Raw genomic sequence first — 16276 nt, forward strand, 5'->3', positions numbered from 1 at the left:
AATGAAGGTTGGAAAATAGAAACGTTGATACATAGTGAGGGATTAAACAATGGCCGGTTATACGCCTATGATACAGCAATATTTAAAAATAAAGGCAGAGCACCAGGATGCCTTTTTATTTTTTCGCCTGGGTGATTTTTACGAAATGTTTTTTGAGGACGCCAAAAAAGCGTCACAGGAGCTGGAAATTACGTTAACGAGCAGAGACGGCGGTGCGGCTGAAAAAATACCGATGTGCGGTGTGCCGTATCATTCTGCTTCCGCGTATATCGAACAGCTTATTAAAAAAGGATACAAAGTGGCGATCTGTGAACAGACGGAAGATCCGAAAGCCGCAAAGGGCGTTGTGAAAAGAGAAGTGGTTCAGCTGATTACGCCCGGAACTGTAATGGACGGCAAAGGCATCCATGAATCGGAAAATAATTTTATCGCATCTGTTTCAGCCTGCTCGAACGGATACGGACTTGCGCTGTCTGATTTAACAACGGGAGAAAATTTGGCTGTTTTGATTGAACGGCTTGAAGACGTCATATCAGAAATTTATTCAGTCGGCGCACGGGAAATCGTGGTTTCAGGAAGCTTGGATGCCGATACAGTGGCACAGCTGAGAGAGCGGTGCGGTGCAACGATCTCAATTGAAGATGGAGAAACAGACGAACACGTAACGATCATTGAGCACTTAAATAATGAAGATATAACAAAAACATTTATGCGCTTATATACGTATTTGAAAAGAACCCAAAAGCGCAGCCTTGATCATCTTCAGCCCGTGCAGGTGTATGAGCTTGAGGAAGCGATGAAAATTGACTTGTACTCAAAGCGTAATCTGGAGCTGACCGAAACGATCCGTTCGAAAAATAAAAAAGGCTCCCTTTTGTGGCTGCTGGATGAAACAAAAACGGCAATGGGAGGCCGGCTGCTTAAACAGTGGATTGACCGGCCGCTTATCAGAGTCAATCAAATCGAAGAGCGCCAAGAAATGGTGGAAACATTGATGTCCCATTTCTTTGAACGGGAAGATCTGCGTGAACGTTTAAAAGAAGTATATGACTTAGAACGCCTTGCCGGACGCGTTGCATTCGGAAATGTCAATGCCCGGGATTTGATTCAGCTGAAGGAATCGTTAAAGCAAGTTCCTGGCATCAAACAGCTGGTTGCTTCACTGGCTCATGACAAGGCCAAGGAACGTGCAGAGCGCATTGACCCTTGCGGGGATGTACTTGAACTGCTGGAAGAAGCGCTGTACGAAAATCCTCCTTTATCGGTAAAAGAAGGGAACCTGATTAAAGATGGTTATAATCAAAAGCTTGATGAATATCGTGATGCAAGCAGAAACGGAAAAGACTGGATTGCCCGCCTGGAACAGCAGGAGCGGGAATACACAGGCATTCGCTCTTTAAAGGTCGGCTTTAATAAAGTTTTCGGTTATTACATTGAAGTGACAAAAGCAAATTTGCATTTGCTTGAGGAAGGGCGTTATGAGCGGAAGCAGACGTTAACCAATGCAGAGCGCTACATTACACCTGAATTAAAAGAAAAAGAAGCGCTCATTTTAGAGGCGGAAAATAACATCTGTGAGCTGGAGTACGAGCTGTTTACCGAGCTGCGCGAGAAAGTGAAGCAGTATATTCCGCGGCTGCAGCAGCTTGCAAAACAGATGAGCGAGCTGGACGCACTGCAATGCTTTGCGACAATCAGTGAAAATCGCCACTACACGAAACCGGAGTTCTCTAAAGATGAAGTCGAAGTGATTGAAGGCAGACACCCGGTTGTTGAAAAAGTCATGGACAGCCAGGAATATGTCCCGAACAACTGCATGATGGGCGATAACAGACAAATGCTTCTCATTACAGGTCCAAACATGTCAGGGAAAAGCACGTATATGAGACAAATCGCGCTCATTTCCATTATGGCGCAAATCGGCTGCTTTGTACCCGCGAAAAAAGCGGTGCTTCCGATTTTTGATCAAATTTTTACGCGAATCGGCGCTGCAGATGATTTGATTTCCGGACAAAGTACATTTATGGTAGAAATGCTTGAAGCGAAAAATGCGATTGTCAACGCGACGAAAAACAGCCTCATTCTGTTTGATGAAATCGGGCGGGGAACGTCCACTTATGACGGCATGGCGCTGGCACAGGCGATTATTGAATATGTTCACGATCATATCGGCGCCAAGACGCTGTTCAGCACACACTATCACGAGCTGACCGTTCTTGAGGACAAGCTGCCCCAGCTGAAAAACGTTCATGTTCGCGCTGAAGAATATAACGGAACGGTTGTCTTTCTTCATCAAATCAAAGAAGGTGCCGCTGATAAAAGCTATGGTATCCATGTAGCTCAGCTTGCCGAACTGCCGGGAGATCTGATTGCCCGCGCCCAAGATATTTTAAAAGAGCTTGAGCATTCAGGAAACAAACCGGAAGTGCCGGTGCAGAAACCTCAGGTGAAAGAAGAGCCGGCACAGCTGTCCTTTTTTGACGAAGCGGAAAAGCCGGCTGAAACACCAAAGCTTTCAAAAAAAGAAAAGCAAGTGATCGATGCCTTCAAATCACTTAATATACTGGATATGACACCGCTTGAAGCGATGAATGAAATGTACAAGCTGCAAAAGAAATTACATTAAAACGGGGTGATGAATGTGGCAAAAGTCATCCAGCTGTCAGATGAGCTTTCGAATAAAATAGCGGCGGGCGAGGTTGTGGAACGGCCCGCCTCAGTCGTCAAAGAATTGGTGGAAAATGCGATCGACGCTGACAGCACAGTCATTGAAATCGATATTGAGGAAGCAGGCCTTGCATCCATTCGGGTCTTGGATAACGGCGAAGGAATGGAGAATGAAGATTGCAAGCGAGCTTTCCGCCGCCACGCAACGAGTAAAATAAAAGATGAAAATGATTTATTCAGGGTGAGAACGCTCGGTTTCAGGGGAGAAGCCCTGCCGAGTATCGCGTCAGTCTCTCATCTGGAGATTACAACAAGCACTGGTGAAGGAGCTGGAACGAAGCTCGTCCTCCAAGGAGGAAACATCATTTCCGAATCGCGTTCCTCAAGCAGGAAGGGAACTGAAATTGTCGTTTCCAACCTGTTTTTTAACACACCGGCCCGTTTGAAATATATGAAAACCGTTCATACAGAGCTTGGAAACATTACGGATGTGGTTAACCGTATTGCTCTGGCGCATCCAGAGGTATCGATTCGCCTGCGCCATCATGGGAAAAACCTGCTTCAAACGAACGGAAATGGAGATGTGCGCCATGTACTGGCAGCGATTTACGGCACGGCTGTCGCCAAAAAAATGCTTCCGCTGCATGTGAGCTCTTTGGATTTTGAAGTAAAGGGATATATCGCCCTCCCAGAGATTACACGGGCGTCGAGAAACTATATGTCGTCTGTGGTCAATGGCCGTTACATTAAAAATTTCCCGCTCGTCAAAGCGGTTCATGAAGGCTATCATACGCTTCTGCCGATCGGACGCCATCCAATTACCTTTATAGAAATTACGATGGACCCGATTTTAGTCGATGTCAACGTGCATCCATCGAAGCTTGAGGTCCGGCTCAGCAAGGAAACAGAGCTTCATGACTTAATTCGTGACGGAATTAAAGATGTATTTAAACAGCAGCAGCTGATTCCGAGTGCCCAGCTCCCGAAAAAATCGGCACCTGTTATCAAAAATGAGCAGCAGTTCATAACCTTTGATGAAAAGCCTCCGGAAAGAAAAGTACCGGAAAAAGCGCATGCGCCATCTTATTCACCAATGAAGCTCAGCTCAGTCGTGAAAGAGCCGGTTGATGTGGAGGAAGAATTGCCTCCTCTCCAATTTGATGCTCCACCTATCGTTGATCAGGAACAAACCCTTGAGGTGTCCGATGTTTCAGAAGAACAGCCTGAAACATTTGAGCAGGAATGCCATGTGGAACAGCAGCAGCCAGCGTCTGATCGGGTTCCAATTATGTACCCGATCGGCCAGATGCACGGGACTTATATATTGGCACAAAACGAAAACGGCCTATATATTATCGACCAGCACGCCGCCCAAGAACGTATTAAATATGAGTACTTCCGTGAAAAGGTGGGGGAGGTTGAGCCTGAGGTGCAGGAGATGATTGTACCGCTGACGTTCCACTACTCCACAAATGAGGCTTTGATTATTGAACAGCACAAACAAGAGCTCGAAAGCGTCGGTGTCTTTTTAGAGTCATTCGGCTCTAACAGCTACATCGTCCGCTGCCACCCGGCCTGGTTTCCAAAGGGAGAAGAAGCAGAGCTTATAGAAGAAATCATTCAGCAGGTGCTCGACTCCAAAAATATAGATATTAAAAAACTCCGCGAGGAAGCGGCGATTATGATGAGCTGCAAAGGCTCCATCAAAGCAAATCGCCACCTCAGAAACGACGAAATCAAAGCGCTTCTGGACGACCTCCGAAGCACATCAGACCCATTTACATGCCCGCACGGCCGCCCGATCATCATACACCATTCCACTTATGAGATGGAAAAGATGTTCAAACGCGTGATGTAGCGGGGGTGGTAAGCATTGATCCATTCTCTGAATGGATCAATGCTTTTTTTGTACTCCTTCGAGTGTCAGATTATAAGAAACGGTTGTAAACGTGTGAGCAGTGTTAACGCATTATACTTCATGGTTCCTCTGTATAACAAAATTTCCATTTACAGGCAATTGGGATTAATGTATATTTTGGGTGAGGGGGTGGAAGCACATGGCATGTGGTCCGAAGATCATTATCTTTTTGGATGAACTTGATGATCCGAATGTAAGAATCATTTTAGAATGCAGAATTTAATTACAACATTGTGTTTTGCTCCCTGTTCGTGTGAACAGGGAGTTTTTTTCGTTTATATAACTGGTGATGTCCAAATATAGGGTGTTATGAATTTCCCATATCTGCCATCGGCATTTTAAGCTGCTTCTCTATTAGGCTGGTTATCAAAAGCAAGTTCAATGAAAGCCATGAAAGCTGATATCACAACAAGCAAGACATCTGGAATATAAATAGACTGCATAAAGTAATCTGCAAAACAGATCGTTATAAGATTGCTGATAAAATACAGTATAAAAGCAAAAAGTGCAGTCTTTTTCAATGAAAGTGATTTTGCCAAAATGATAGAGATAATCTTTGTGAGTGGGTCTATGATTAAACCTACAGCAAAGCAGGCTAAAATAAATAAAGCTAATGTTTGATTGGAAGCGTATGTGATGCCAAGTATGGAGAATAAGCCTTTCATCCCGAAGAAAAAGCCGCCGAAGATGACTGCAAGCGCGATGGCCGCGATAAAAGTAATAGATACAATTCCGATTAATTTTGATCTCAGGTTAAAATCTTTAGAGTGCTCGTTCTGTTCTTTTTGGTTCATGTATGACACTCCCTTCACCTGCTTACTCGTACAAACAGTTACCCTTGAATCAGCCCAAAATATCTATAAGTCTGTTTTCTAACGAAAATAGTATAGCATATTTTAACAAAACCAAAAAAGGTCCTTTCCACTGGGGAAGGGCCTTTTTCATCATGTTAACTCCTGAGATTCGCCGAAGCTTTCTCTTTTTTTGGCCAAATAAAATAGCTGGCTGTAATGAGAAAGTCAATGCCTATAATGACAGTCCACAGTTTAAGAATGCCGCTCAACGCCTCGGTTCGGGAAGAGTCATTGATAAAATAGATCATCCCTGCCAATAGTCCCGCACCAATTAAGTAGGCCAGCACATGTCTTAGCCAGCCTTTCGCACCGTGCTTGGCATGGTCCATTCCAAAACGTTTCAGCGGTTTTGTTCCTTTTTTTGTCACATAATATTGAAACTTTTCATCTGCCCATTGAATCATTTGTTTCCCATAAGCGATCGATATACCGATGTAAACAGCTGCAATCCCATGGGCTGCGGTCGCTGAGGCTCCGCGGTAAAGGTCCACACCAGTTGCCGCTAACAAGATCAAATCGATAACTGGAGTTAAGGCAAGGAATAGCAGTCCTAATGTATGTCGTTTGAATACGTAGCGTACAGCAAGCCCCAAAACAATGACAACCCAAAACGCAATTTCACAGAAAACAATCATCCATGCGATACCGTTCAATCCATTCCCTCTTTTCAATACAGTTGTATTATTTAAATAATATGTTACCATCTTTGTTTTTGTAACACAACTGTATTATAAAAATTGCCCTCTCATTTTTTTCTTGTTACAATAAAGCTATGCCAAAACAAATTGACCATGAGAAAAGAAGAAAACAAATTGCAGAAGCAACGTGGCGCGTCATTTTAGAACGAGGGATGGAGGGAGCATCAGCCAGAAATATTGCAAAGGAAGCAGGATTGTCATTAGGTGCGCTGCGCCATTATTTCTCTACACAGGATGAATTGCTTGCTTTTGCAATGAAACTTGTCCAAGAAAAGGTGACGGACCGAATTAAGGACATTGCAGTGAGGGATTTGCTCCCTAAGGAAAAAGTGTTGCAAATTTTGCTTGAAATGGTCCCGACGAATGAAGAAACGATTAGAGAGATGGAGGTTTGGTTTGCTTTTACTGCTTACGCCAGACATAAAAAGGATATGTTTGATGCGAATCATGACGGGATTTTCAGCGGCATGCGGAATCTGATTGCCTATTTAGATGAATCCGATTTACTGAAGCCGAATGCTGATAAAGACATTGAAGCTGAGAGACTTTACGCGCTTGTTGACGGCTTGGCTTTACATGCCATGCTTGACCCTGTGCGAGTGAATAAAGACCGAATCAAGCGGGTCATTATGCAGCATGTAGAGTCAATTTGCGTGGAAGATACACGTGAGACACAAAAACGTCATCCTTAAGGCACTAGTGCGAAAAGCGATTCTTGTTGGGCATGCGTCCAAAAGAGTCGCTTTTTTATATTCAAAGAACAAGGATCTCTGAAAAAAATGGAAAACGATCATGCTGTTTGGTAAAGTGGAATGAAAGACGGACTGAGGAGTGAACACTGGTCCATCGTTTAAGAACTTTACATGATAGGGATGGTATAAATGAATCTTACTTACAAGGTGCATCCAATTAAAACAAGGTATCAGGGCTGGACGAATTATTGCTATATCATTGAAGATATTGTAAGCAGATCTGCAATTGTTGTTGATCCCTCATGGGAATTGAGTAAAATAACCACTACACTTTCTGAACTCGAAGCGGAATTAAAGGCAGTCGCATTGACACACTCTCATTATGATCATGTAAATCTGGTAGACCCGCTGACGAAGATGTTTAACGCTCAAGTTTATATGTCAAAAAAAGAAATTGATTATTATCAATTCCGATGCAGAAATTTAATTAGCCTAGATGATCATCAGACAATCAGCATAGGAAACACAAGAGCACAATGCCTTCTCACACCGGGGCATACAGCCGGCGGAATGTGTTATTTGTTTTCTGAGAGTATTTTTACCGGAGATACGGTGTTTACAGAAGGGTGCGGCATATGTGAGGATGATGGCAGCTCTGCGGAAGAGATGTTTGATAGTATTCAAAGAATAAAGTCGGAGGTTTCACCCCATGTACGGGTGTATCCTGGTCACTCATTTGGCAAATTGCCCGGCCATTCGATAAAGGATCTTTATCAGCATAATATTTACTTTCAAATTGATAAGAAAGAATATTTTGTGAAATTTCGCACTCGTAAAAACCAAAAAGGTATTTTTGATTTTAAATAATCCTTCTGAATCTATTATCCTATTTTTCTTCGAATATCTAAATGATTTTTATTTTCGAAAATGATTACATAGAAGGTGTTATTTATTTTGAAAACTCATTTGAAAGAAAATGAAGCGCATTATCATGATATGGTGCCCTATACGTGATCCGGGTCTTTTTTCTTATGTTCTGTTATATCTCCTGATCCTTTATTCCTCAATGGAAAAAAGCAGAAAAACAATCGAGCAAACTGTAGGAAAAATTAACTTGACGGATAATATTTACAGAGGTTACCATCAACATGAACATGCTACTATTTATCCGGTCATCACTATTATAAAATCATACAGAAGTGAAATACATCTACTAATCGGAAGGGTGGCTTTGAGAGAATGATCACATATGTTTTTCCAGGTCAGGGTTCACAAAAACAGGGAATGGGCAGCGGCCTATTCGATGAATTTAAAGAACTGACGGATCAGGCAGATGAGATCTTAGGATATTCTATCAAACGTCTTTGCCTGGAAAATCCTTATTGCAATTTAAACAAAACGCAATTTACTCAGCCGGCATTATATGTGGTAAACGCACTAAGCTATCTGAAAAAAATCAAGGATGAAGAAGTTAAGCCTGACTTTGTCGCCGGGCACAGCTTGGGTGAATACAATGCGTTATTTGCAGCTGAAGCCTTTGATTTTAAGACAGGTTTACAGCTTGTCAGAAAAAGAGGCGAGCTGATGAGTCTGATAAGCAACGGCGGTATGGCAGCTGTTATGGGACTAAATGAAGAGCAGGTTGCAAAGGCTCTGAAAGAATATCATTTACATGATGTTGATATCGCTAATGTGAATGCCCCATATCAAATTGTAATTTCAGGAAAAAAAGATGAGATTGAAAAAGCCGCATCTCTTTTTGAAACGATGACTGAAGTTACAATGGTACTCCCCTTAAACGTAAGCGGCGCGTTTCATTCCAGATACATGAATAAGGCAAAAGAAGAATTCGAGGAGTTCCTTCATGCCTTTTATTTTTCGCCTCCGTCTATCCCGGTTATTTCTAATGTGTATGCCAAACCGTATACATACGAATTCATGAAACAGACGCTGGCTGATCAAATTAATCACTCAGTGAAATGGACTGACAGCATAAGCTACTTAATGAAAAAAGGCCATATGGAGTTTGAGGAGGTAGGGCCTGGAAATGTTTTAACTGGGTTAATTCATCGCATAAAGAAAGATGCGGAAGCAATGCCCCGCTAAAGCATTTGCCCCTATGGCCGTGCACCTCATCAATCAGGTCTAAACACAGATTTCCTTTCATTTAAGGTATAAAGTTTTAAAGATTCAATCGTTCGATTGCCACTGTTTCTAATTGAATAACTTTATATACTGTTACATAAAGAGGCTGATAAATTAAGTTAGACATTTGAACTATGTCAGCCGGTCTGTCAAACCATCGCTCCCACATCTAGATGGTCCATTTTTTAACCGTACCCACCAATCATAGAGTCGATGTTCTTTGCTGATCCTGTTATTATGTTACATCAATTTTGAGATATCAACATACATCTACGATCACGTCATAAATGAACCGCATCCAGAGCACCAATAGCAATCCTTCCAAGTTGAATCTCCTTTACTTTTTCACATATGTCTTTTCCATTTATTAATTTCATTTCAATCGCTGCTATGTGCTTTTACAACATACATGGAAATAAGAAATCCAATAGCCGTCATAAATATAAAAAAAGAAGGTTATACACATGAATGAACCGCTTGTTTTTATGTTTTCCGGGCAAGGTTCCCAATACTATCACATGGGGAAAGAACTATTTAAGGAAAATACCGTGTTTCGCCAATCAATGCTTGAAATGGATGCCATTGCAGCACGGCGAATCGGCACATCCATTGTTGAAGAAATCTACCATCCAGGTAAACGTGTGTCAGATCCGTTTGACAGTATTCTTTTTTCCCACCCCGCCATTTTTATGATTGAGTATTCCTTATATAAGGTTTTGGAAGACAGGGGAATTTATCCTGATTACGTATTGGGATCAAGTCTGGGAGAATTCGCAGCAGCGGCAGTTTCTGGTGTGTCAGACGCAGAGGATATACTGGATTGCATACTTGAACAGGCTATTATCATCCAGAATTCCTGCGATAAAGGAAAAATGCTGGCCATTCTTGACAAACCGCAATTTTTGAATGATCATCCGCAACTGTTTGGAAATAGTGAAATCATTTCTATCAATTATGATTCGCACTTCGTCATTTCTGGTGAAGAAGATCGTATAAGGAAGATTATGGAGGATTTAAAGGAGAAGCAGATTCTTTGCCAGCTGCTTCCTGTGTCCTATGCCTTTCATTCTTCGCTTATTGATCCGGCAGAGAGTGCCTATGCAGAATTTTTAAGATCAAAATCTTTTCAAAAACCGTCAATACCGATTGTATCGAGCTTAACGGGAAGCTGCCTTCACGTAATGGACGAGAATTTCTTTTGGAATGCGGTCAGAAAGCCAATGATGTTTCGTGAAGCGATTCGATATTTGGAAAGCCAGCATACATGCAAGTTTATCGATTTAGGGCCATCCGGCACCTTAGCTGCTTTTGTGAAACAGCTGATTCCGGGTGATTCAGCTGACCGTTGCTGCTCAATCATAACACCATTTCATCAGGAGCTGAAAAATCTGAATACGGTTGAGTATTTCCGTACACCAGAAAGGAAGTTTACAAGATGATTACATATGTCTTTCCAGGGCAAGGCTCCCAGCAAAAGGGGATGGGACAAGGCCTATTTGAACAATATCAGCATTTGACTGATCAAGCAGATCAAATATTGGGCTATTCAATAGAGAAGCTATGTACCGAAAAATCATATCTGGATGTAAATCATACTGAATACACGCAGCCGGCTTTGTACGTTGTTAATGCACTCAGTTACTTGAAGAGAGTGGAGGAGACCGGCAGAAAACCTGATTTTGCGGCAGGACACAGCTTAGGAGAATACAATGCGCTGATGGCAGCCGGTGCATTTGATTTTGAAACCGGATTAAGGCTCGTCAAAAAAAGAGGAGAATTGATGGGACGAATTACAGGGGGCGGAATGGCTGCTGTGATCGGCCTGAGTAAGGAACAAGTTACAGCCGTTTTAGAAGAGCACCGTCTTCATGACATTGATGTGGCAAATGAAAATACGCCCCGGCAAATTGTGATTTCTGGCCCGAAAAAAGAGATTGAAAAAGCTCGGGCTGTTTTTGAAAACACCAAGGATGTAAAGCTGTTTCATCCATTAAATGTGAGCGGAGCTTTTCATTCCAGATATATGAATGAAGCCAAACAGGTATTTAAGCAATATATTGACTCATTCCAGTTTGCACCTTTGGCGATCCCGGTTATCTCCAATGTCTACGCAGAGCCATACCATCAAGACAGATTAAAAGATACATTATCTGAACAAATGGACAACACAGTGAAATGGACGGACAGCATTCGTTTCCTGATGGGAAGAGGAGAAATGGAATTTGAAGAGATTGGGCCTGGAACTGTTTTAACCGGTCTCATTCATCGGATTAAAAATGAAGCTGAACCATTGACATATATACCGAAAAAGAACCCCGCGATCAGTGCGCATCTAAAGGAGCAACGCAATGTTCAAGCCGGGATTACGGCAGAATCTTTAGGAAGTGCTGAATTTAAACAAGATTATCATCTTACATATGCTTATCTTGCAGGAGGAATGTACCGCGGCATTGCTTCGAAAGAAATGGTAGTAAAGCTGTCAAGAGCGGGAATGATGGGGTTCTTTGGCACAGGAGGTCTGAGCCTGAAAGAGGTTGAAGATGCGATCCATGCTATACAAGGTGAATTAGGAAAAGGACAAGCCTACGGCATCAATCTGGTCCACAATATGAAACATACTGAATCAGAAGAAAAAATGATCGATCTTTTATTGAGGAATCAAGTGAGCATTGTGGAGGCTTCAGCATTTTTAAGTGTCACTCCTGCATTAGTAAGGTACCGCGCAAAAGGAGTGAAACGCAATCAAAATGGTGACGTTATATGCTCAAATCGTCTCATAGCAAAAATATCACGGCCGGAAGTTGCAGAATCATTTCTGAGTCCTGCGCCTGAGAATATGCTGCAAAAGCTTTTACGAGAAAATAAAATCACTATGAACGAAGCTGAGTTGTTGCGGTGCATTCCGATGGCTGACGATATTTGTGTAGAAGCTGATTCAGGCGGTCATACAGATGGCGGTGTGGCATACAGCCTGATGCCGGCGATGACATCTTTAAGAGATGAAATGATGAAAAAATATCAATTTCGGAAAAAAATAAGAGTTGGGGCAGCTGGAGGGATTGGAACACCTGAGGCAGCGATGGCGGCTTTTATGCTAGGGGCTGACTTTATTCTAACAGGCTCAATCAATCAATGTACGGTTGAGGCGGCAACAAGTGATAAAGTAAAGGATTTGCTTCAGCAGATGAATGTACAAGATACAGCCTATGCGCCTGCAGGTGATATGTTTGAATCGGGCAGTAAAGTGCAGGTGCTAAAGAAAGGCGTGTTCTTTCCCGCACGGGCAAACAAGTTATATGAACTGTACCAGCGGTATGGGTCTATACGTGAGCTGGATGCAAAGATGCTGGCCCAGCTTGAGGAGAAATACTTTAAACGCAGTATAGAAGACATATATAAAGATATTGCATTGCATTATCCCGCGGCAGACATTGAGAAGGCTGAACAAAACCCGAAGCATAAAATGGCTTTGATTTTCCGATGGTACTTCAGATACAGCTCAAAATTGGCAATCAGCGGAAGCGAACATTCGAAGGTCGATTATCAAATTCACTGCGGACCCGCGCTGGGAGCCTTTAATCAATGGGTTAAAGGATCGCAATTTGAAAATTGGCGAAACCGCCATGTGGATGAAATCGGGAAAAAATTAATGACAGAAACGGCAGTATTGCTTCATGAACGGATGCAATCGATGTATCAGCCGTCGCATGCAACAGACAACATAAAAATAAAAGTTTGAATATTATGAAAATATACCTATAAAAATCATCCCTCGAAGGAGAGAGCGTATTATGGATAAACAGAGAATCTTTGAAGTACTAATCACCAATATTTGCGAGGTGCTTCCTGAATTAGACGGACACAGATTTGAGCCTGAAGATCAGCTAGTTGAGCTAGGAGCTGACTCTGTAGACAGAGCTGAAATTATCACGATGGTGCTAGAGGATTTATCGCTAAAAATCCCTCGCATTGAGCTATCCGGGGTGAAAAACATCGGTGAATTAGCTGAGGTGCTTTATGACAAAGTGCAATCTGCCTGAGGTAGTGGTGACCGGTGTAGGCGTCACGGCTTCTATCGGTCAAGGGAAAGAGGACTTTGCTTCCTCGCTGCTGTCCGGCAGACATGCCTTTGATGTCATGAAGCGTTCAGGCAGACAAAAAGACAGCCGGTTTATCGGAGCCGAAATTGCGTCATTGTCTTATCCTGACCGACTCTCTAAAAAAATGTTGCGAAAAGCATCATTCTCCAGCCGCGCTGCATTGGTAACTCTCACAGAGGCTTGGGAGGAGGCTGAATTGGACGATGCAGATTCCTCACGTATCGGACTGGTTGTTGGCGGGTCAAATTTTCAGCAGAGAGAAAACTTTGAAGTTTATGAAAGGTATCAAGACCGCTCCGGTTTTATTTCTCCGGCGTATGGCCTGTCTTTCATGGACAGCGATCTTTGCGGGATATGTACAGATCAGTTTGGCATCACGGGATTAGCATATACGGTGGGAGGAGCCTCGGCCAGCGGCCAGTTAGCAGTCATTCATGCGATTCAGCAAGTCCTGTCAGGCGAAGTTGATACTTGCATTGCACTTGGTGCTTTAATGGATCTTTCTTATATGGAATGCGAGGCGCTAAGGGCTTTAGGCGCTATGGGGACGGACAAATATGCTGATGAACCTGAAAAAGCGTGCCGTCCCTTCGATCAAAACAGAGACGGGTTTATCTATGGAGAATCGTGCGGTGCATTGGTAATAGAACGAAAGGAGACGGCTTTACGAAGAGGTCTCATACCTTATGCAGCATTGTCTGGCTGGTCAATCAAACTGGACGGAAACCGGAATCCTGATCCTTCATTAGAAGGAGAGATTCATGTCATCCAGAAGGCACTGGAGCGTGCCAGGCTTTTACCAGAAGATATTGATTATATTAATCCTCATGGAACAGGCTCTTTTATTGGAGATGAAATAGAATTAAAGGCGCTCCGTGCATGCCGGCTTTCCCATGCTTATATCAATGCAACAAAATCGATAACCGGACACGGGCTTAGTGCGGCGGGCATCGTAGAGATTATTTCTGTTTTGCTGCAAATGAAAAAATCTGCCCTGCATCCGAGCCGGAATTTGGATCATCCAATCGATGATTCCTTTCATTGGGTAAATGAGAAATCGATTTCATACCGCATCAAAAATGCGCTGAGCTTAAGCATGGGATTTGGCGGAATGAACACCGCGGTTTGTATACAAAACATTGAGAAATGTGGAGGCGAATCATAAATGGTTTCAGCCGGAATAGAAGCGATGAATGTCTTTGGCGGAACGGCATACCTTGATGTCATGGAGCTGGCCAAATACAGACACTTAGATACTGCGAGATTTGAAAATTTATTAATGAAAGAAAAAGCGGTAGCACTGCCTTATGAAGATCCCGTGACCTTCGGAGTCAATGCAGCTAAGCCGATTATTGATGCTTTATCTGAAGCAGAGAAGGACCGGATTGAATTGCTGATCACTTGCTCTGAATCCGGGATCGACTTTGGGAAATCGTTAAGTACATATATCCATGAATATTTAGGTCTCAACCGCAACTGCCGTTTGTTTGAGGTTAAACAGGCGTGTTATTCAGGGACAGCGGGATTTCAGATGGCGGTGAATTTTATATTATCCCAGACTTCTCCGGGTGCCAAAGCACTGGTTATCGCCAGTGATATTTCACGTTTTTTAATCGCTGAGGGCGGAGACGCTTTAAGCGAAGATTGGTCTTATGCGGAACCGAGCGCCGGAGCGGGAGCGGTGGCCGTTTTAGTTGGCGAAAATCCCGAGGTGTTTCAAATAGATCCCGGAGCAAATGGTTATTACGGCTATGAAGTGATGGACACGTGCCGCCCCATTCCCGACAGTGAAGCGGGAGATTCTGATCTGTCTTTAATGTCATATTTGGATTGCTGCGAACAGACCTTTCTGGAATATCAAAAGCGTGTACCGGGTGCCAATTATCAGGACACGTTTCAATATCTTGCTTACCATACTCCCTTTGGCGGGATGGTGAAAGGTGCGCACCGGACAATGATGCGTAAGGTGGCGAAGGTGAAAACATCCGGGATTGAGCCAGATTTTTTAACTCGGGTAAAACCAGGTTTAAACTACTGTCAACGAGTTGGAAATATTATGGGGGCAGCCTTGTTTCTGGCATTGGCCAGCACGATAGACCAAGGGAGATTTGATACGCCTAAACGAATTGGCTGTTTTTCCTACGGATCCGGCTGCTGTTCTGAATTTTACAGCGGAATTACAACTCCGCAAGGCCAGGAGCGTCAGCGAACATTTGGTATTGAGAAGCATTTGGATCGCCGGTATCAGCTCTCCATGGAAGAGTATGAGCTGCTGTTTAAGGGGAGCGGGATGGTGCGGTTTGGGACGCGCAATGTAAAGCTGGACTTTGAGATGATACCGGGCATCATGCAGTCCACTCAAGAGAAGCCGCGCTTGTTTTTAGAAGAAATTTCTGAGTTTCATCGAAAGTACAGGTGGATCTCGTGACCTATCAAACGATAAAGGTCCGCTTTCAAGCGTCGGTTTGCTATATTACCTTTCACCGTCCTGAAGCGAATAATACGATTAATGACACGCTGATAGAAGAATGCTTGCAAGTGTTAAACCAATGTGAAACATCAACGGTGACGGTTGTCGTTTTAGAGGGGCTTCCCGAGGTGTTTTGTTTCGGAGCGGATTTTCAAGAAATCTATCAGGAAATGAAAAGGGGCAGAAAACAGGCAAGCTCCCAAGAGCCTCTCTATGATTTGTGGATGAAATTGCAGACCGGCCCTTATGTCACGATTTCGCATGTCAGGGGAAAAGTGAATGCCGGCGGTCTTGGATTTGTATCTGCCACAGATATTGCCATTGCTGATCAGACGGCGTCATTCAGTCTCTCTGAGCTGCTATTCGGCCTGTACCCTGCTTGTGTTTTACCGTTTCTGATCCGCCGTATCGGTCGGCAGAAAGCGCATTATATGACGCTTATGACAAAGCCGATTTCCGTTCAGGAAGCCAGTGAATGGGGGTTAATAGATGCTTTTGATGCTGAAAGTGACGTGCTGCTGAGAAAGCATTTATTGCGTTTGCGGAGGCTGAATAAAAAAGGAATCGCACATTATAAACAGTTTATGAGCTCACTTGATCATCAAGTCAGTCGTGCGAAAGCCACCGCTTTAACTGCAAATCAAGACATGTTTTCTGATCCTCAAAACCAAATGGGAATCATCAGGTATGTTGAAACAGGACAATTCCCATGGGAGGATCAGTAACCGTTTA

The 16276-nt window shown here is 43.3% G+C and carries 14 protein-coding genes; 12 read left to right on the top strand and 2 right to left on the bottom strand.

The annotated features are described in order from the left end of the window. Positions 1-49: 49 nt before the first annotated feature. Together mutS and mutL are read left to right on the top strand one after the other, a co-directional pair. Positions 50-2626, top strand: a complete 2577-nt coding sequence (mutS, locus tag NST79_RS09290; RefSeq protein WP_033883742.1) for a DNA mismatch repair protein MutS — start codon at positions 50-52, stop codon at positions 2624-2626. Positions 2627-2641: 15 nt separating this feature from the next. Beyond that, on the top strand, positions 2642-4525 hold the full coding sequence (mutL, locus tag NST79_RS09295; RefSeq protein WP_167408201.1) for a DNA mismatch repair endonuclease MutL: 1884 nt from the start codon (positions 2642-2644) through the stop codon (positions 4523-4525). Between the two features lie 398 nt (positions 4526-4923). Here the strand turns inward: mutL and NST79_RS09300 are convergent, their stop codons facing one another. After that, positions 4924-5379, bottom strand: a complete 456-nt coding sequence (locus NST79_RS09300; protein ID WP_015252068.1) for a regulatory YrvL family protein — start codon at positions 5377-5379, stop codon at positions 4924-4926. 155 nt (positions 5380-5534) lie between these two features. Beyond that, positions 5535-6092 carry a hypothetical protein gene (locus tag NST79_RS09305; protein ID WP_003245720.1) on the bottom strand — a complete coding sequence of 186 codons (558 nt, stop codon included), beginning with the start codon at positions 6090-6092 and terminating at the stop codon, positions 5535-5537. Between the two features lie 119 nt (positions 6093-6211). Between NST79_RS09305 and NST79_RS09310 the strand changes: the two genes are divergently transcribed. From NST79_RS09310 to NST79_RS09355, 10 genes are all read left to right on the top strand, one after another. Further along, positions 6212-6829 carry a TetR/AcrR family transcriptional regulator gene (locus tag NST79_RS09310; protein ID WP_029317807.1) on the top strand — a complete coding sequence of 206 codons (618 nt, stop codon included), beginning with the start codon at positions 6212-6214 and terminating at the stop codon, positions 6827-6829. A 189-nt stretch (positions 6830-7018) separates the two neighbouring features. After that, positions 7019-7696 (top strand): MBL fold metallo-hydrolase, encoded by a 678-nt coding sequence (locus NST79_RS09315; RefSeq protein WP_029726478.1) that lies wholly within the window; start codon positions 7019-7021, stop codon positions 7694-7696. A gap of 109 nt (positions 7697-7805) precedes the next feature. After that, positions 7806-8072, top strand: coding sequence for a hypothetical protein (locus NST79_RS09320; protein WP_119899342.1), 267 nt, complete (start codon positions 7806-7808; stop codon positions 8070-8072). Next, entirely contained in the window at positions 8069-8935 is an 867-nt protein-coding gene (gene fabD, locus NST79_RS09325) for an ACP S-malonyltransferase (RefSeq protein WP_212060468.1), read from the top strand. The genes NST79_RS09320 and fabD (NST79_RS09325) overlap by 4 nt, the downstream gene beginning before the upstream one ends. 503 nt (positions 8936-9438) lie before the next feature. Further along, positions 9439-10413, top strand: a complete 975-nt coding sequence (locus NST79_RS09330) for an acyltransferase domain-containing protein (protein WP_212060466.1) — start codon at positions 9439-9441, stop codon at positions 10411-10413. Further along, complete coding sequence (gene fabD, locus NST79_RS09335) at positions 10410-12713, top strand: ACP S-malonyltransferase (RefSeq protein WP_212060464.1); 2304 nt, start codon at positions 10410-10412, stop codon at positions 12711-12713. Before NST79_RS09330 ends, fabD (NST79_RS09335) begins: the two co-directional genes overlap by 4 nt. A 52-nt stretch (positions 12714-12765) precedes the next feature. After that, positions 12766-13014 carry an acyl carrier protein gene (locus NST79_RS09340; protein WP_003231809.1) on the top strand — a complete coding sequence of 83 codons (249 nt, stop codon included), beginning with the start codon at positions 12766-12768 and terminating at the stop codon, positions 13012-13014. Next, positions 12992-14239: a beta-ketoacyl synthase N-terminal-like domain-containing protein gene (pksF, locus tag NST79_RS09345; protein ID WP_212060462.1), complete on the top strand. Its 1248-nt coding sequence runs from the start codon at positions 12992-12994 to the stop codon at positions 14237-14239. The genes NST79_RS09340 and pksF overlap by 23 nt, the downstream gene beginning before the upstream one ends. Then, positions 14240-15502, top strand: coding sequence for a polyketide biosynthesis 3-hydroxy-3-methylglutaryl-ACP synthase PksG (gene pksG / locus NST79_RS09350; protein ID WP_015383707.1), 1263 nt, complete (start codon positions 14240-14242; stop codon positions 15500-15502). Continuing rightward, positions 15490-16269: an enoyl-CoA hydratase/isomerase gene (locus tag NST79_RS09355; RefSeq protein WP_010886512.1), complete on the top strand. Its 780-nt coding sequence runs from the start codon at positions 15490-15492 to the stop codon at positions 16267-16269. The genes pksG and NST79_RS09355 overlap by 13 nt, the downstream gene beginning before the upstream one ends. The last annotated feature ends 7 nt before the right edge of the window (positions 16270-16276 follow it).

This window comes from Bacillus sp. PS196 (genome assembly GCF_037963555.1).
Classification (GTDB): Bacteria; Bacillota; Bacilli; order Bacillales; family Bacillaceae; genus Bacillus; species Bacillus subtilis.